Annotated in this window: 9 protein-coding genes; all 9 read right to left on the bottom strand. The window is 42.8% G+C overall.

All coding sequences use genetic code 11. The features are described from left to right. Nucleotides 1-97: 97 nt before the first annotated feature. The gene (locus tag CGC64_RS11190; protein ID WP_005676447.1) at nucleotides 98-2,170 is read right to left on the bottom strand and encodes a glycoside hydrolase family 20 protein; all 2,073 of its coding nucleotides are present in this window, start codon (nucleotides 2,168-2,170) and stop codon (nucleotides 98-100) included. Continuing rightward, complete coding sequence (locus tag CGC64_RS11185; protein WP_005676448.1) at nucleotides 2,170-4,494, bottom strand: glycoside hydrolase family 20 protein; 2,325 nt, start codon at nucleotides 4,492-4,494, stop codon at nucleotides 2,170-2,172. The genes CGC64_RS11190 and CGC64_RS11185 overlap by 1 nt, the downstream gene beginning before the upstream one ends. A gap of 39 nt (nucleotides 4,495-4,533) precedes the next feature. Then, on the bottom strand, nucleotides 4,534-7,146 hold the full coding sequence (locus tag CGC64_RS11180) for a beta-mannosidase (RefSeq protein ID WP_022042090.1): 2,613 nt from the start codon (nucleotides 7,144-7,146) through the stop codon (nucleotides 4,534-4,536). A gap of 60 nt (nucleotides 7,147-7,206) precedes the next feature. Further along, complete coding sequence (locus CGC64_RS11175; RefSeq protein WP_005676450.1) at nucleotides 7,207-10,365, bottom strand: cyclically-permuted mutarotase family protein; 3,159 nt, start codon at nucleotides 10,363-10,365, stop codon at nucleotides 7,207-7,209. Next, complete coding sequence (locus tag CGC64_RS11170) at nucleotides 10,366-11,031, bottom strand: SGNH/GDSL hydrolase family protein (RefSeq protein WP_005676452.1); 666 nt, start codon at nucleotides 11,029-11,031, stop codon at nucleotides 10,366-10,368. Nucleotides 11,032-11,157: 126 nt separating this feature from the next. Continuing rightward, complete coding sequence (locus CGC64_RS11165; RefSeq protein WP_005676454.1) at nucleotides 11,158-13,176, bottom strand: family 20 glycosylhydrolase; 2,019 nt, start codon at nucleotides 13,174-13,176, stop codon at nucleotides 11,158-11,160. Between the two features lie 23 nt (nucleotides 13,177-13,199). Then, on the bottom strand, nucleotides 13,200-14,840 hold the full coding sequence (locus tag CGC64_RS11160) for a sialidase family protein (RefSeq protein ID WP_032854988.1): 1,641 nt from the start codon (nucleotides 14,838-14,840) through the stop codon (nucleotides 13,200-13,202). A gap of 195 nt (nucleotides 14,841-15,035) precedes the next feature. Continuing rightward, nucleotides 15,036-16,622: a RagB/SusD family nutrient uptake outer membrane protein gene (locus tag CGC64_RS11155; RefSeq protein WP_005676456.1), complete on the bottom strand. Its 1,587-nt coding sequence runs from the start codon at nucleotides 16,620-16,622 to the stop codon at nucleotides 15,036-15,038. A 19-nt stretch (nucleotides 16,623-16,641) separates the two neighbouring features. Further along, nucleotides 16,642-19,968: a SusC/RagA family TonB-linked outer membrane protein gene (locus CGC64_RS11150; RefSeq protein ID WP_005676457.1), complete on the bottom strand. Its 3,327-nt coding sequence runs from the start codon at nucleotides 19,966-19,968 to the stop codon at nucleotides 16,642-16,644. Nucleotides 19,969-20,324: the final 356 nt, after the last annotated feature.

Genomic DNA, 20,324 nt, shown 5'->3' with positions numbered 1-20,324 from the left:
CAAAAAAAGAAGGAATCTGGTTGAGTAGATTCCTTCTTTTATTGATATTAATAGCCGCAATATGACTCTTTTTTTCGAGTTTTACCGAGGGATTTGCTTACTTCACTATGATTTCATCAGTAAATATCCAGCCACCCAGTTCTTTGCCGGCACGCGCCTGATAACGTACATAGCGTCCCTTGACGGTTCCTTCCCACGAAACATCGGAAAACTTGATTGCTTCTTCCTTGTTAACAACAAAGTCCTGATGCTTCAGTTCCGTAAAAGTGACTCCGTCATCGGAAACTGAAATAACCACAGACGCAGGCAAGAATACTTCAGCTCCCACTACCTGCATGAAAGCTGCTGTGACTGAATGAATAGTGGTCTCGTTTTCCATATCAACGGTTACATCGAGGCGGTTCTTCGAGATAAATCCCTGCCATGCACCGTCACCGTAAGTCCAGTCGCCACGGATACCGTCGGTCAAAGTCACATCACCTTGTGCTGCATAAGAGGAGTTGTAAGGAGCGTTATAGATCACTTTCTTTCCCAATGCCAGATGCGTAAGGGGTTGTAAAGATTCCGGCCGACTTCCGATCTCACTCTTCAAATCGAAAGTGTGATAGCCTTTCGCCTGCAAATCCGTTACCGCTTTCAGGGCACGTGCATGGAAGTCCGGCCATGACTTACGTTCCGGAGCCGACCAGGCAACTTCCGCCAATGCCAGCGTACGTGGATATAGCATATATTCCACGTGTTCGGGAGTCGGGACATATTCAGTAAAGAGATTAACTTGCGCACCATACACAAGTTTCGCTTGTTCCGCCGACAATGAAGTAGAAACCGGATTGTAAGAATAGACTTTTTTCAATGGCAAGTATCCACCAATCGCTTCCGGCTGAGAGTACGGAGCGTCCTGATAACTATCCAGATAACAGTAGCCACCCGGCGTCATGATAGCCCGGTGTCCGGAAGTTACAGCTGTAATACCGCCTTCTTCTCCCCGCCATGACATTACAGTCGCGTTAGGAGCCAGTCCTCCTTTCAATATCTCGTCCCAGCCGAGCAGACGTCGACCATGATCGTTCAGGAACTTCTCAATACGATGAATCAGATAACTTTGCAGTTCGTCCACGTGAGAGAGATGTTCGTCTTTCATTCTCTTTTGGCATTTCGGGCAAGTTTTCCACGCTGCCATACCGGCTTCGTCACCTCCTATGTGAATGTATTCGGAAGGGAAAAGCGCCATGACCTCGGTCAGCACATTTTCCAAAAAGGTGAACGTTTCTTCGTTTCCGATACAGAAGTCCGCGTTCTTGTAAGGCTCACCCGCGCAAGAGAGTTGCGGATAAGCTGCCAGCACTTCTTCCGAGTGGGCAGGCATTTCAATCTCCGGAATAATCGTGATGAAATGCTGACGAGCATATTCTACGATTTCGCGAATATCATCCTGTGTATAGTAACCTCCGGAAGCTCCAGGCTCGTCGAAACGGAGGTACTTACGTCCGCCGTTCCACCACGTCTTCCAATTGGCGTCAGTACGCCAGGCTGCAAATTCTGTAAGCAAAGGATATTTCTTGATTTCAATTCGCCAGCCTGCCGCATCTGTAAGGTGCAGATGCAGGCGGTTGATCTTATAGAATGCCAATGCGTCTATCTGTTTCTTCACAAATTCTTTAGAAAAGAAATGACGGGATACATCCAGCATTAAGCCGCGATAAGCGAAACGAGGACTATCCTGCACTTCAACAGAAGCAATGGAATAGCCTGTTTCCGAAGGCTGAGATAATTGCAACAGTGTCTGGATTCCGTAGAACAATCCCGCTCCCGATGTTGCACGGATAAGGATTCGTTCCGGAGTGACGGACAGGGTATAACTTTCGGGAGAAGGCAACTGTTCGCTCTTTTCGGTTATCAACAGAGAAAGTACGTTCTGCGTATCTTTTTTCTTTCCTTTCTTTAGATGAACCGGTAATGCTTGCAGATAGCTTTCCAGAAGTCGAGCTTCTCCACCTTGAATGTTTGTATAAAGTTTTGTTTTCTCTGAGAGTAAAAAAGAGCCCGTACCCTGCTCTATTTTCAGAGGGACAGGGATTACGGACTGTGCATGAAGAGGATGTGCCGCAAAGCACATCCCCAATACCCATAAGAAAAGACAAACTTTAGTGCATCTATTTCTTATATTCATTAATCTACTGTGATTTCATCTACAAACAAGAAAGCAGGATTTCCTTTGCCTCCATGCCATTCCGGTATTTTACTTTCAGACAAGGCAACCACCTTTACATACTGAGTTTTCACCGGAGTGAATGACAATTTATGTTCGTAGATACCATTCTTATCACTTTGTTCCATAGCAGGGTATTCTTCGGAAGCTACTTTGGTAAAGTTCTTACCGTCGTCTGATACTTCTACGGAAAATCCTCTTGCATCAAACACCCAGTCTCCCTTCTCTACGCAAGTAGAAATAGCAACGCTCGAAATCTCGGTAGGTTGCTGAAGGTCGATAGTCATATCCATATCGTTTTTATAGAATGCAATCCAACGACCGGTCTTATAGTTGCCATTTCCTTTCAGTCCGTCTACTAGTGTAGATTCACCTTTAAACATATATTGTTTGTTGACCGGTTGATTAGCTACAATCGGCTTCATGCTGGACTTACTGAAATTGATCTTCTCTGAAATCACACGGCTGTTTCCGGTAGGACGAACAGCGATAGCGGAGAAGTCTGCATTTTCCTTGATTTTCAGGATACCTTCATAAAGCGGAGAAGCGGCAGTAGGTTCCGTACCGTCCAATGTATAGTGGATAGGGGCATTGTCAATGGTAGACAACGTGATGTCCAGTGTACCGTCTGCCGGGTTCGGCGTATATTCGGCTGTTACGTTAAACACATGTTTTGCATAATTGTATCCTTCTGCATCATACCACTTAATCAGTTGCGGCAAACGAGACAGGAAGTCTTCATAGTTCTTCTTGTCGGGAGTAGACCACTGGATTTCACACAATGCAGCCCAACGAGGCAATACCATATATTGCGCATGAGAGAAAGTAGGAATATATTCAGTCCAGAGATTAGCTTGCACACCCTTAATATATTTTTGTTCTTCCGGAGTAAGGGAAGTCGGCATCGGTTCGTAACTATATACTCTTTCAAGCGGCAGATAACCACCAATTCCGAGAGGTTCGTTTTCCGTATCTTTCGTCTGATAATAGTCGAAATACAAATAGGTATTCGGTGTCATAATCACATCGTGTTTCTGTTTGGCAGCTTCGATACCACCTCTTTCTCCACGCCATGACATAACGGTTGCATTAGGAGCCAGTCCGCCTTCGAGAATTTCATCCCAACCAATAATCTGACGTCCGTGGTCGTTCAGGAATTTCTCAATGTGATTGATTACGAAACTCTGCAAACGTTCTTCCTTACTATGTTTATCATCCGATTTTAACCCCAATGCCTTGATACGTGCCTGACATTTCGGGCATTTCTCCCAGCGTACTTTCGGGCATTCGTCACCACCCACATGGATATATTCTGACGGGAAGATCTCAATCAATTCAGCATATACGTCTTCGAGGAATTTCAATACCTGATCGTTTCCGGCACAAAGCACATCTTCAGATACACCCCATTGTCTCCAAACTTCATACGGACCGCCAGTACAACCTAATTCGGGATAAGCGGCAAGAGCAGCCTGCATATGTCCCGGAAGGTCAATCTCGGGGATAACCGTGATATAACGTTCGGCAGCATACGCTACTATTTCCTTAGCCTCTTCCTGCGTATAGAAACCACCATAAGGTTTGCCGTCATATTCACCGGAGTTACGTCCGATAACTGTTTCCGTTCTCTTAGAACCTATTTCCGTCAGTTTCGGGTATTTCTTGATTTCCAGACGCCAACCTTGGTCTTCAGTAATATGCCAATGGAAACGATTCATATTATGCAAAGCCATCATATCAATATAAGTCTTCACTTCATCTACAGTAAAGAAATGACGACTCGTATCAAAATGTGCGCCACGATAAGCGAAACGGGGAGCATCCTTTATCTCTACTGCAGGCAAAGCAATCTCCGCACCTATTGCGACAGGCAATGACTTACGCAATGATTGAATTCCGTAAAATACTCCGGCCTCTGTAGGAGCAGTGATTGTAATTCCGTCACCGGTAACTTTCAATTGGTAAGATTCCGGATTTTCGGATTCTGTCCCAAGTGCCAGTACAATTGCATTCTCTCCTTCTGTTCCGGCTTCGATAACAAAATCTTTTCCGGTAGCTGTTTTCAAGTAGTCTGCCAGAAATTTCGCGTTACGTTGCATATTCTCATTACCTTCCGGATAGAGAATCTTCACACTACTCTTCAGAATGAAGGGGTTTCCCGAGGCTGTTACAATTTCCTGAGGCATGGGAATAATCTGGTAATCAGCTTCTTGCTGAGCCGATTGACAAGAGGCAAAAAGCCCTGCTACCGCCAGACATCCCGTTAATTTTAAGAGTTGTTTCATAAACTAAAAAATTAGGTGTTAAGTTATTAATAGAATTATTTAATTATAGGTCTCACGAATATGCTTCACAGTCAGAGGCAGTTCCTCCCCTTTCTTTATTTGAGGAGAAGTAATGAGAATCGTTTTACGTTCTCCGGGCAGAAGATCGAAAAAGTTGTCACTAAAACGGGCACCCTGTAATGGTACTTCGATAAAGACGTCTTTTGCCAAAACAGGAGAAAGAAGTGTCAGTTCGCATTCGCCATCTGTCTGCTTCATTTTATAGGAAATAGTCGTTTCGGGCAAAAGTAGGTCTTTGGTCTTTGCAAAGAAATAAACCGTTTCATCTACCACATGTCCGGATTTGTCTTTCAAGGTAAGCAGCATGAAGCAGTGGAGGAGTTCTTCCGAAAGCGGGCGTTTTGTCGAAGACAGTAAGGCGTCAAGTTTTGTCCGATATACACATTGAGAGGTATTTGCAGGAACCGACAAAGATTTCAAGAGCATCGGTTTACTGATCTTTTTTCCCTCAAAGTCTATGACTTTCATTTCTAATGTCATTTTCTCCAACGTATCAAGGCGATCGGAAAGAAGGTAGACACATAAGCTGTCATTCCGCTGAATAGGGTTGATATGAATAGGAGCAAAAGCACGTTTCGCCTGATAATGCAAAGCTTTCCAGTTACCATAATAGTCGATACTCGACCATGAAACGACGGGCCAGCTATCGTTCAACTGCCAGTATAGAGTACCCATGCAATAAGGACGGTTACGACGGTGAGCTTCCAAGCCATGACGCATTCCCTGGCCTTGCAAAACCAGTCCGACGTATACAAAGTCCTCAAATTTCTCAGGTACGATATAGTCACGTTCCATGTAAGTACGGATCAAAGCATTGCCAATACTACTCTTTTGGTGGGCATTCATCACTTCCGATTCGATTTGATAATCTCCAGGAGCTGCGAATGTAGCAATAGTTTTCATCTCAGGGAAGGATTGGAAACCAAATTCGCTCATGAAACGTGGCAAGTCGGTATCCAATGATTCAAAAGGTTTCTGTCCGTACCAAACACCCCAATTATGGCTATCGCCTATTCCCCATGATTCGGGACGTCCCCAGTTGGCTAGATAAGGGGAGCTATGGATATAAAAGCGGTCAGCATCGAGTTCTTTCACCTTGGCGGGAAGTAGTTCACGGAAGAGTTTGTCGTAACCGGACATCATTTCCTGATAGATTTCCGGAGTGTATTTTTTCTGATACCCCCAATATTTCAAGGCTTCCAATATCTCATTGTTGCCACACCACATAGCCAGCGAAGGGTGGTTGCGAAGACGGCGGATGTTGTAGCAAGCTTCCTCCTCTACCCGCTTCAAGAATGTAGGGTCAGACGGATAAGGGGTACAAGCGAACATAAAGTCCTGCCAAACCAAGATGCCGTTTTCATCCGCCAAATCATAGAAACGATCGTCTTCATACGTTCCTCCACCCCATATACGGACTACATTCATGTTGGCCTCTTTGATATCACGGAACAATGTCTGATAGCGTTCGGTAGTCACAGAGGGCAATAGAGCGTCCTGTGGTATATAGTTGGCACCTTTGGCGAACATCGGAATGCCATTCACTTCAAAATAGAAAGATTCTCCGTCCGCATCTTTCTCGTTCACCAACCGGACGGTACGTAAACCGATACGGTGGGATTGCTCGGCTACCACTTTACCGTCAAAGACAACTTGAGCAGAGAAATCATACAAAGCCGGTTTGCCCCAACCATTCGGCATCCAGCGTACCGGAGACAGGACTTCGGAAGGGATATGGATAGAGTTGAGTCCGGGTTGCAAAGTGACAGAACGGCTAATTACAGTTTCTTCTCCTTTTTCAAATGAATAATTAATCCGTATTTCTGCTTGAATCGATTGAGGAAGTATATTGTTTATTTCCAGTTCATTAGATAGTTCGGCAGAGTGTTCTGTCAGCGACAGTTGCTTGATATGATAATCATTAATGGAAGCGGCGTCATAAAAACGAATTTTTACCGGACGCCAAATACCACTAGTTACCATACGGATTCCCCAATCCCAACCGTAACTGTAAGGAGCTTTACGGGAGAACACACTCAGATGTTTCTCATGGTGGTCATTATCCGCCGGATAGTTGAATCCGTTGGAGGCATATTGAGGAAGAGTTTGCCGGATAGGTGAATGGAAATATATATGGAGTAAGTTTTCCCCTAGACGAAGTTGTGGCTTTACAGGTAACGAATAACCGACAAACATATTATCGGACTTTAACAGTAAGGAACCGTTGAGATAAACATCTGCATAGGTATCAAGACCTTCAAAGATGAGCTGGGCATCATCCCGCTCCAATTGTTCCATTGTAACGGTAAAAGAAGTGCGGTATTCCCAATCTTCGTTTTCCACCCATTGAATCTTCTGTTCATTCATTCCATAAAAAGGAGAAGGAAGTAATTTGTGGTGAATAAGGTCCTGATGTACTGTACCGGGCACTTCTGCCGTTCGCCATAGTTCTGTTCCTGCTTGAGAAAATTCCCAGCCTGTGTGTAGAAGTACAACTTCTGAATTGTCATTACTCTGTGCATACGCCATGCTGCAACAACATAGTAGTCCGCATGCTATCTGAGCCTTTTTTCCTGTCAAATTCAATATCATAGTGGGGGTATTAGATATTAACGGAGTCAAAGATATTACTTTTTTGTCAATTTTCCCCCATTATTCGACCGTTATTTTTATAATTTCCGGAGTACGGACACCGGGCTTCAATTCTCCATTAATATTATAATATGTTTTATCCCACCCCACTAACGCAGCTCCGGCACGCGCTACCAGCGATGTACGGGCAACTTCCTGCCAGATGTCCAGATTGATATTATAGACCAATATACGGTCATTAAACTTATACCATTCTACCGGATGAAGGAGGTAATCTTTTTCAGGACACCGTAGAGCCGCTAGAAATATGTCTTTGTTTACTCCACCTGTACATAATACCAAGCTATCATTTAATGCAACGGCAGCTCCCCCCCCTAAAGATACAACCTCTCCGTCACTTCCTTTCGGAGTAGCTACAGGCATCCATCGCCGAGATACGGAAGAATAACAGTAACCACTTGTGGAAAGTGTTGCCGGTTTTCCTTCCGTAGAAGGAGCAAATCCTCCCCATAAATAGAAACGGTAGTCGTCTCCCCTACGCTGGCCGGCACAAACGGCTTGTGTACGTGCATCTCCGGGATATTCCGGTAACTCATGCCAGCCTACAGAAAGATTAGTTAAATCGAGTCGGAGGAAGGAATTGGATGGCTTTCCGTTTCTATTTCCTCCGGCTATGAATAGTTGTTCCCCAATTAGCGTCCCACACATATTATCTAGAGCATAAGGTAAAGCCGGTAATGTTTCGATGACGACTTTCCCTTTCTTCTTATTTTTCCCATTCTTTTCGCTTTTCTCATCCCAGCGGATTTTATAAACAGAAGTTAGTGCATCCTGACCGTCAGTTCCTCCTATACAGATGATTCCATCCGAACAGGATACAGAAACGCCATAAGCGGCAGAAACGGGAAGTTCTCCAACTTTATTCCAGACAAACACTGTATCTGGATTCATCTCTGCTACATAAATCCCCTGATAGTATTTCTTTTTTCCTCCTTCATCGGCGGGGATTCCGGGAAAATTACAACCTCCTGCCAACAGCAGTTTCCCATTCAGCATTCCTGCATAACAGGCAGAGACTCCTGATTTAAGTCCTTTCTCCGACTTAGGAAATCCCTCCATTCTTTGTAAATGGAGATCGGCAACAAAAGATTCGGGCGCTTCCGCACGAAAAGTTGACGCGGGCAAACCTGCCTCATTCACCAAATTTGCACGTGTGAAAGGTTGCCAGCCATAACGGATATATCGCGGACGTTTCACTTGTTCGCTATATACTTTTATCTGACCGTTTATTATTTCGGCAACTGCGGGATAATAAACGCCGTCTGTCTCGGCAACTTCAAACGTACGCAAAGGACCACCGTCCGAACTCTTCAACCCCTTGCCGTAATCAAAAGTAACATATACGACATCTTCACAAAAATCGGCCCGACAAAATAAGGGTCCGGAAGGCAACACATCATGCATTCCATAAGTTTTATTCAATGCCCAGCGAGCCAAGCGTTCTCCAACCGGTTTTTTATTTCTAGGATGTACATCCAACGAATCACCATAATCACTTGATACTGCCATACCGGTATTCGGAATTTCAGCCATCATTCTACGCTGGCTGTCACGGAACCACGGCCACGAAGGACGAGCTATACTGGAAAGCTGTACATAATAGAATGGCAAATCCTCATTCTTCCAGTTCTTACGCCAACTACCGACTAAGAGTTTAAAGAGCTTCTCATGAGCTTCGCAATTATGAGCGTTTGATTCCCCCTGATACCAGATCACACCTCTGACGGGATATTGCTCCAACGGCCGAATACCGGACTCGTATAAATAACAAGGTTCATAAGGGTGGCGCTGAAACTTCTCCTTCGAGAGTTTAACATTCAATGCAGCTCTTCCACGTACCCAGTCCTGTATAAAGTCATTACGCGTCCAATCTTTTAATATAGCCGGGAATTGATATTCCAACGTATTCCGGTCAATCCATGATTCGGTGGGTGAACCGCCGATAGCATTACAGATCAACCCCACCGGAACCTTCAAGCTATCCCGCAACATCTGACCGAAATAATAAGCGATTGCAGAGAAATGGGCAGCATTGGCAGGAGTACAAATTTCCCATTCGGTCTCCTTATAATATTGAAGATGATTCAAGGAATCGAGAACGGAAGCGTCCCATTGCACTGCGTCCGTGCGCCAGCGCGCTTTCATGTCATACAAACGTAACTGTTCGTCGGCAGCTTGAGGAATGTCTTTTTTGCCGGTAATAGTCTGCCGTAACATAAATTCCATATTCGACTGACCGGAGCATAACCAAACCTCTCCTATCAAGACATTTGTATATTTCAAGATTCTATGAGGGGTAGAAATTGTTAGCGTATAAGGTCCTCCCGCTTTCAACGGTGATAATTTCACGGACCATTTACCGTCCGGTGCAGCCTTTGTAATCCACTGCTGGCGGTCTATGCAAACTGTTACTTGCTCTCCTGCATTGGCTATCCCATGAACCTTCAAAGGAGTATCGCGCTGAAGAATCATATTATCCGTATAAAGCGGAGATAATTTCAAGCCTCCATAATCTCCGGTGATAGCCGAGTAAACTGTTCTCGCCATTATCGCAGCCCCTTCAGCAGCAGGATGAACAGCGTCCGGCAAAAGATAAGGATATGGATAAAGCGGTTCGTGGAAATCGATTAACTGTACCCCGGCATAGCGTGCCACCGTTTCAATAGCCGTTTGTATCTCTCCATGCCAATCACGGGTTCCCGACAAAAAACGGATATGGCGGTCGGCAATCGGAGTCATTCGTGCAATGATAATCCGTACAGCGGGATTGGCCTCACGGAATGTATCAATCAGCTTCAAATAATCTTTCACAAAAAAATCACGGTAGTTAGGCCAATTGCGAGGGTCGGTATCATTGATACCCAAATGAATGACAACAATATCTCCTGCAAAATCCAATGCTTTCCGATATTCTTCCTGTCGGGTATAAGGGCGATGTCCCTGATTAAGCAGGGTAGCGCCAGGTTTCCCGAAGTTCTCGACTTCATAACGTTCTCCCAGCAGCTTTTGCAACTTCACAGGATAAGATTGTGTTGCACGGTCAGATAATCCTGTACCATAGGTAATACTGTTTCCTACACATGCAACCTTTATCCGTTGCTGGGCAGACAACACCCAACAAACGAACAGACAGACGAATAATAGTAAAATCTTTTTCATTTATTTCTTCCCAATGTAAGGTTTCACAATCTCTACCCATTTCAAGTAACCTTTCCCCAGAAGATGCAAACCATCATTTGTATAGGTAGTGTTCATCTTTCCGGTTTGTTTGTCTATAAAATGGGAGTACAAATCTATATAGGTCGCTCCTTCTTTTTCTGCCAAGCCGACTAACCCTTTATTGATTTCAGGGATAACCTGCCAACGGGAAGTATGTCCCTTGAACATATTGTAATGGTCGGTGACCGGAAGAACACTTTGCAGATATAGCTTTGTTTTAGGCGAATCTGCCTTTATCTTCCTGACAATCATCTCAATACGGGATACAATAGTATCGGCGGGAGTTCCCCTACTCACATCATTAATACCAATCAAAAGAAATATTTTAGCGGGCTTTCCCTTCAGGATAGCATCAAGACGGTCATATACTCCCATACAAATGTCGCCGCTGATTCCACGGTTTTTGACATGTTTGTTCTTGAACAGTTCCGCCCATTCGGCACCGTTTGTGATACTGTTTCCCAGAAAAATAATGTCACTGGAAGTAACAGGCAGTTCTTCAAACAATGTAGCACGCTGGTAGTAAAACGTAGAATATTTGCGTTCTTGTGCGCGGCATAACAAAGACAGGGTCAATATGACCACTAAAAAAAAGATCTTTTTCATGACTATTCTTTTTATTTACTCATTAGCATATCCGTTTTTCATTATAGCATATCTGAGTTTCATTATAACATATTCAAATCTGCTCATAGCATATTTATAAATAGTTCTCTCTCTATAATCGATATGTCACTCTAGTGTTTTATTTGGTGAGTAAATGAGTCCTTCTACCGCTTTCTGTCCGTCAAGAGTAACAAAGACAGTAGTAAACATCCATTTTACTAGCCGGACTTCCGGGCTAACAAACTTCCCTACCGGTAATTTCAAAAGTACTTTATTCCAGCCTTTTTGCAGATGAACTTCCAAAGGCGGGCGTGCCACACAATTTTCGTTGCCCAAAGCTATTTCATTGCTTTTGGTGCGGTGAGTAGCTGTCCAGACAGGCGGTAATATTTCCTGTTCATTTATCCAGATACGGCTTTCCTTATAATCCCATTTTCCCGGCAGAGGAGGAAGATCGGCTTCGGAGCGTCCGTAATTCTGAAATTCAGCCCACAAACCAACGTTTTGTTCTTTCGGCGAATAGACATAGGTGTAGGCGTAGGCCGTATGGTTTTCTTTCGGTTCTTTATAAAATCCGGGAATAAGCGTCCCCCACACGTGGCGTAAATAGATTCCGGCACCAATAGCAGGACGCACATTGTATGTTTTTCCTCCATAGCTGTAACTATCCTGCAAAGTTTCTTCCGGAGGAAAAGCCTTTGCCAGATTTCCTTCGTTCGGGAAAGCATCTGTAATATTCCATTTCACATTTGTCTGGCGGACATACGCAAACGGATAACCGTCAAAAGTATGTTCTTTATGCCACAACAAACGACGTTCAAAATCGGCAAAACTTCTGAATAGTTCCGAATGCTCGTCGGTTGGAAGTATTGTTCCGTTCTTATCGAAATATTCCGTCCCACCACCTTTCCAGGCACGTTCCGCCATAGCCAGCATATTAGGATAGAAATTATTTTCGATAATCATCCCCCACTCGGTACTGACTAACCTGTCATTCCAGATAGCCAGGATTGTCCCTGCTAAATCTTCGCTTCCTTGTTCCTTATTATAAATACGACTGTTGTACAATGCTATGATATCACCAAAGGTGTCAAAATGATTCAGATAATGAAAACGTGAGTCAATGGCGGGAATCCCTTTCTGCGCCTTTCCACGATAACTCCAAAGTTGAGTCATGTCAATCTCACCGGGTTTGTAGTGCCAACCCGGATTCCATGAAATTACTTTCTTACCTTTGGAACGTACATAGGACACCATTTCCGGCACAAAACGGGGATTGGTAAACTGCACTTCATCCGTACCGATATGCAAATAAGGCACATCAAACGTTTCACAGACTTCATCCATCAACAATTTCAAAATTTTCATCCCTTCAGGACTTTGCATATCATGGCGGAAAGTACGTATAAATGCAGCGCTATGTCCGGGCATATCTATTTCGGGAATCAGCGTCATGTGATGTGCTTTACAGAATGCAACCAACTCCTTGGCTTCTTCCAGCGTATAATATTTGCCGGGCATGCGGGTGGTATTCGCACTATCGTTCAGCATCGGAAAAATCTTACTTTCCAGACGCCAGGATTGATTCTCGGTCAAATGCCAGTGAAAAACATTGATTTTGAATTTGGCAAGCGCGGCGATTTCACGCTTAAGTTCATCCAGTGAAATGTAGCTTCTTCCAACATCCTGCATAAATCCGCGAACCCGGAAAGCAGGCCAGTCGATGATCTCAGCTCCTTGAATATGCGTTTTTGAATTCCTTTTTTCTGCCAGCTGCCTTAAAGTTTGCATAGCCCAATAAACACCGCGTTCGGTTACAGCCTCAACAATTATCCGCTTCTTTGTGATGCTCAGTCGGTAGGCTTCATCCTGGTTCATCGGTATTTCGGGGAGGGTCGGCAGTAATTTAACTTCAATAGTACCGGTTGCCTTGGGGGAGACGGTTCCTCCCATTTCGGAGATAAGAGTTTCCCACTCCTGTTGAAGCACAGGAGTGGAAAGCTGTACCTTATTCACCTGAAAGTTTAAATGAGAGGGAGTAAACTTTTGCGGCTGGGGGAGCAGGTGATAATCACCTGCTTTTACCACTGAAATTGTGCATAAGTTAATTATAATATATATAAATAATATGAGTCTGTTTTTCATGATTACAGGTCGTATGATAATTCCTATTGTATTATATCTCTCAGCCGGATTGCCTGAAAAGTCATATGAGCGACACTGCTTTCATATAATATGCCGACTGTCTCTTTATCAATCATTGTCAAACAAGAATATCCCCAACCGTCACCTTCATCCAGCATCACTTGATGTTCGGGTAGCCAGGTGATACCTCCATCCAGACTGGCCTTGATCGTGATATGATGACGACCTTTTACCGTATTCGGATTGGAGAATAAAAGAATATCCTTATTTAATGTGTTGTCTGCCGCTTTCACGCTGATTAAACTTGCCATACACACCGGTTCCTGTAAAGCTTTACGGGAAGAAGGATGTTCTGTCCAAGTCTTACCGAGATCCTTGGTAGTAGCGACAGCACGACTGCCTCCACGGTTATCTCTCATATTTAACATCAGTACGCCAGGCTCCACTTCCGCTACCTGAGCTTCTGTTGTATTGGTGCGTGCATAGTTATGGATTTTCCATGTTTCGCCACGGTCTTTGCTATACATAATTCCCGCATTCGGAACACGGGTAGAATCGATAAACTGAATCGGGAATACCAATGTGCCGTCTTGCATGGTGATACCTCGTCCCGGTCCTTGCAAAAGGAAATACCAGGATGGATCTTTCACCTGATCTGTTATATTAATAGGCTCCGACCACGTTTTACCATCGTCCGTACTCTTTGACAATACCAACTGGGCCGTATGATTCATATCCATTCCCGGATAAGAACTCCACCAAGCACGCTGATTACCCATTCCATGTGTCCAAGCCGCCACCACCCATGTTGTGTTGGTCTTGGTATCCACTAAGATCGAAGGGTCGCCAACACCGTTCTGCGCAGCAGGCAAACCGCCAGTTTCACCAAAAGCTAAAGGTAAACGCATCTTCTCCCATGTTTTACCACCGTCTACACTACGGCTCAAACCGACGTCCACATGTTCCTGCAAATCAACACTGCTATTATAACGTACATCATAAACTCCCAGCAATGTTCCTTTATTAGTAGTTGCCAATCCCGGAATACGGAAGGCAGCCGAACCATCGTCACCGGCATGGCGTACCCCTACTCCTACCCTATGAGCTATATTCTCCGGCGAAACCGTATGCATAAGTGCTTCTTTATTATCAACCTTAACAGTAACAATCTTAGCTGACACTTTATCCAGCAAAGAGGCGCCCGGTTTCATTTGCAGACTGATCCAGAAATAATTGATTCCGGGAAAAAGTTTCTGATTAGCATTCAGTATCACTTTCCGCCCGGGATTATTTACCTGTGATTTATTAATTGAATAAGAAGGATTCGCAGCCAATGTCTTCCCCGGCGTATGGCTGGAAATATAAGATACGGGAGTAAAGAATTTCTTACCATAGTTTTGTCTGGCCTCCGTACCACTATAATATAACTTAACGGACTGTATATCCGCCATATTCACATCTTTGCCAAAATTCAAAACTACTTCATCCAAACTACGACTCTCTTTTGCATTCAAACGCAACATAAACAACACGTTATCCTGTCGTTCAATCAAAATTGGAATCTGAGTTTCACGCACAAATACAGTATCCGATGTAACAGCCTGCAAAGTCCCACAGACAGATAAAAAAAGGATAGATAATAATAAAAGTAGGTTTCTTTTCATGGTATTATTAATTGTTTGGGCACAAAGATATAAATTTATCATATTACCAGCAAATAATTAAATATTTTATTATATACAAGAATATTAATAAACTAGCATTAGTGTGCCATTTCTTTCTTTAAAAGGAAGAAAAAGATAAAAAGCGAGATAGATAAATTAGTCCCTATCCCGCTTTTTATCACAATGTACTAACTTTTATTCCGGCTGCTTTTTATAAGTGTCATATCCCGGAGTTTGTTCCAGTAATGGATTGATATTCATCGTGCTAATATCCAATGGCCATAAAAGTTTATGCTTTTCACTCGTACTAATCAAAGGAGAAGTAGACGGATAATTGGCTGCTGCCGAAAACACCAACGAATTATGAGAAGCATCCTGCATACGTACAACATCAAACCAACGTTTACCTTCCCAGACAAATTCCTTATCGCGTTCGTGCAATATAGCCAATTCGTTTGCTTCAAAACTACCGTCAGCGTATTCGTGCCCGGCATAGTCGTCGCCATAAGCACGTTTACGTACATCATTAACATAAGTACTGCATGATTCACCTAATCCGTTTGCCACTTCGGCCATCATAAGCAAAGCGTCCGCATAGCGATAGATAATAATATCCGTATCATAAATACGATTGTTATTAGAGTTAATTGAACCTATGCCTTTTTTCATAACGCAGCCAAAACTTGCAGGATCTTTATCTTCTTGAGTATAATATTCCAAAAAGGTTACATCACGACGAGTATCTTTTTCATCATAGGCAGACCAGAAATCATAGGTATATTCATGCCTGAATACACCGCCAGTCCCTTTCAGATTCAAAGTGTCGGTTTCTATCCGCTTGCTGTCACGTCCATACACCTGTCCGATAAATACTGCATCCTGATATAAAAATTGCCCAGCCCAGTTGGTTGCTTCGCCGTCGGCAAAGTGTAATGTGAAAATAATCTCTTTATTATTACGATTGGAAGTACTGAAAACATTTTCAAAATCGGACAGTAATTCAAACTTACCTATAATCTGATTCAAAGCTGCTTGAGCAACCTTCAAATCAGTTGTTCCGGTAGCAGTATGTCCGGTAATGGTCACTTTAGCAGCCCACATATATATTTCCGCTTTCAACATCAGGGTAGCAGCTTTGGACCATATTGTTTTATCGTAACTATTTGTCACTGTAATATCTGCATAATTATTCTCTGATTTTTGAATATCACCTTTTATAAATTCAAGCGTTGCTTCCGCTGTCGCACGTTCCACATAAAATTTGTCCGCAGTCACCTTGCCATTCAAGAGTTCAACTTCAGTGACAATAGGCACTCCCCCATACGTCTTATAAAGCATGAAATAATATAATGCCCTCAATCCATACGCTTGAGCCAAATAGTGTTTTCTGTTTGTATCATCCAGGAAACTGCATTCATTCTCTACTTGCTGAATAAAATGATTGACTTGCATGATTGGAGAATAAAGACCGTACCAATTACTAATACCCGGCCTGTCTTGATCGATTACATTGGAACGGAGATTAGCATAGTTCAAACTAGTATTTTCAGATGAAGTTCCTACACGTTGTGTTCCACCACGAACTTCTCCTAGAACATAGAACATATCATAATAACTTCTCAGTTGAGAATGCATACCTGTCATATATCCATCAACTTGAGCTTCATTATTCCAATAGTTTCCACTTCCGAAATAATCCTCGGGAGCCAAATCCAAAGCATCGCATGATGTATAGAGGACAGAGGATACAAATAAAGAAATGATGTATATTATTTTTTTCATAATCTGTCTTTTTTATATGTTAGAAAGAAACGTTGATACCAAAAATTACAGTGCGAGGCAATGGATATCCACCGTTGTTATCCGCCTTTTCAGGTGAGAACAAGTGCTTCGCTTCTGTCAGATAACCTAAGTTTTGTCCTGTCACAGACAATTCCACGTTACTCAATTTAGCTTTTTGCACCCATATCGACGGTAACCGATAAGTTAGCGACAGTTCACGAAGTGCCAGATAATTACCATTATACACAAACATGGAAGAACTACGGCAATAGTTTCTCTTTCCCAACTGATCCGCCCAAACATATGTAGGATATTTAGCGTTCGGATTGTCCGGTGTCCAAGTATCCTTAGTTTCCTGGATAGTATTATATGTACCTTGCGCGCAAGCCATAATCCACATCGATTTCCAGTCTACCGCTTTGAACCCTAAAGCATAGTCGAAACGCGCCGATAACGTCAAGTCTTTCCAGCTCACCGTAGTATTGAAACCGCCTGTCCACTTCGGTACCGTATTTCCTACCTTTACCATATCATAATTATCAATCACGCCGTCCCCATTGACATCTTTCCATTTTACGTCACCTGGCTGAATAGGTAGTGCGTTTTCTTTTTGGCTGTCGGACAATTTATTATAACCTTCTGCCCCTCCATATAAAGGTCTGCCGGTCGATCCATTATTACCGGACGTAATATCAATCAAACCAGCCGGTATCTCATCCTGTGATTTATAGATACCGTCAGCGATAAACATATACAAGTCACCCGGACGTTGTCCTTCCTGATAGCCTCCTACCCACATTTTAGCGTCACCATAGCCGGTATATACCTGATATGCATCTTGTCGATTACGCTCCAGCCCGTTATCCGGCAACGCTACGACCTTATTTTTGTTCAGTGCTCCATTCCAGTTCAGATTCCATTTCCAGTCTTTCCGGTCAATAATACGGAAAGCCAGTTCAAACTCAAATCCTTGATTCTGGAACTTACCGTTATTGGAAACCACAGAACCTACTCCAGACGTGGAAGGTACGGTGATATTAGCATATTTATCACTAGTCAGACGATTATAATAGGTCAAATTAGCATTAATACGATTTTCGAGAAAGCCTAAGTCAAGACCGATTTCAAAAGTTCTGGATTTCTCCCACATCAGATAAGGATTAGGAATACTTCCCAAAAGAAATCCCGTAGCGCCATTGTAAGTATTACTACCGTATGACCCCTGTACGGTATAATTGCCTACAAAGTTCTTGTTAACATTACCGTTCAGACCGAAACTTGCACGTAATTTACCAAATGAAAGTATATCGCTTGTGTTTGCCATAAATTTCTCTTTGCTGAAAACCCACCCGGTCGAAACACCCGGAAATACTCCCCAACGGTTTTCTTTTGCCAGTTTAGAATAACCGTCTTTTCTAAGTACCAGTGACAAGAGATATTTTGATTGATAATCATAATTTACACGTCCGAAGAAAGACATGATACGTTGACGTGAATGCCAAGAGTCAATAGAGCGTTTTCCCTCTTCTTTTGACGTATACTGTAAATCCATAAAGTCGTCGGTCGGGGCTCCCGAACCGGATGCATTGAAACCTTTATTATAAGAATCATAATATTCGAAACCAGCCATCGCATCCAGATAATGATCTTTGTTTATCTGATAATTATAATTTAATACAGCATTATAGGTCTGATCCAGTGTGCGGTCATAATAAGCAGAGGTGCTGCGTGAAGTAACCTTATTTCCCGGAGAACTTAAATAATCCTTATTAAAGCTTTCGTCCTTTTCTTCCTGATAATACCAGATTGCACCAAGCTTTAACGAAAGTCCTTTCATGAAGTTTACAGTGAAAGATTGATTCATTGTAAACTTATCAGTGTTCTGATCCCGGACAAACTTATCAAAATTATACTGCTGATTACCATCCCCGGAGTTAGGGCCTAACAGCATCTCTCCATCTGCATTGTAACCGCGGAAAGTAGGAGGCAATGACAAACAACGAGAAAAATAATTAGCCTCTGCTGTCTGAGTCGCAGGCAACCCGTTCCAAGTAGCGTCCGCAAAATTAAAACTGGAACTGGAAGTTAACCATTCTTTCAGCTTATAATCAGCATTGAAGGTAAAGGTTATACGCTTATACCAGTTGCCGTATGCCGTACCGTCACTCTTATTATAACCTAACCCGGCATAGTAGTTCCCTTTTTCATTTCCGCCACTTACACTTAAATTATAATCCTGTGAAAATGCTGGAGTTTGGACGTTGAAATCTGCAATGTCTGTGTTTTTATAAATAAGTTTATCCCCATAGATAGGGTCGATCATTGTTTGCCAACCTTGATCCAACAAAAAAGCCAGATTATCAGTATATTTCATTGTACTCCAAATAGCAGAACTCGTTTTGTTTCCATCCAGAGGGGTCACCCCGTCACTCGCAAAATAAGCATTACCTGTACCGTAAGGAGTAGCACTAGTCAATGAACTAAGTGAAGACCATGCCTTCACAACGCTTCCGTCCGGATGTTTCATATCTCCCATATAAGCATTCTTATATCCCATACGCATCCAATAAATATAATCTCCGGCATCAAGAAACTCATAGGAATTTTTGAAATAGTTTAACCCGAACTTTGCTTTCAGGTTCACTTCTGCTCTTCCGCTTTTTCCGCGCTTGGTTGTAACAAGGATTACACCATCATTGGCACGTGCACCATAGATTGCAGTAGCACCGGCATCTTTCAATACTTCCATTGATTCAATATCATCCGGATTGATATCACTCAAAGAAGAACGTACCTGTCCATCAATCAGAATCAGAGGAGAGCCAGAACCATCAAAGTTAGTACCTCCACGAAGGACCAGCGTCGGTGTACTGCCCGGATTACCGGAAGTCTGGCTAACGGACAAACCTGCAACAGCTCCGGATAATGCCTGACCGGGATTTGAATACAATCCCTGCTTCAATGTTTCTTCTTTTACCTTGGAAATTGAGTTGGTAACTTTAGTACGCAACTGTTTACCGCCATAACCGGTTACTACCACTTCCTCCAGCATCTCAGAATCTTCTTTCATCTGAATCCGGAAAGAAGTCTTTCCTTTAAGATCAATTGTTTGTACTTGATATCCGATATACGAAACTCTGATTTTTCCGTCCGGATTCATGTTTAATACAAATTTACCATCGATGTCAGTAATGGTACCATTTGTTGTACCCACTTCGACAACACTCGCTCCGATGATTGGTTCACCAGCAGCATCGCTTACCACACCGGTAATTGTTTTTGTCTGTGCCATAGCCCCTATGGAGCAGAAAAGACACAACATAAGCAAAAGGATGTCTTTTTTCATTAGTATTACTTTTAGTTAATAATTGAAATAATTTTAGATACTTATCTAAGTCCAATTAGAACTAATCTTCCGGTAATACCTCATCTCCCTACGTCAGATTCCTCTTTAGAATTTTAATCGGAGCAAAAACATATTCGCAAAATCGACCTGTTTTCTACCTATTTAAGATATAACTCTTCCCTTTTATTCATGACTTCAATAATGCATATTTTTATATTTAATAGCATATATAAGAAAATAATTTATTAAATACTTTGCAGATATTAATAATATAAATATATTTGCAGCGATTTAAGATATACATATCGGTGATTGATATCTAAATCCTCTATAAGATAAAAGAAAATATGAATAAA

It is taken from the genome of Bacteroides caccae (genome assembly GCF_002222615.2).
Taxonomy (GTDB): Bacteria; Bacteroidota; Bacteroidia; order Bacteroidales; family Bacteroidaceae; genus Bacteroides; species Bacteroides caccae.
This window is presented reverse-complemented; position numbering and strand designations above follow the sequence as displayed.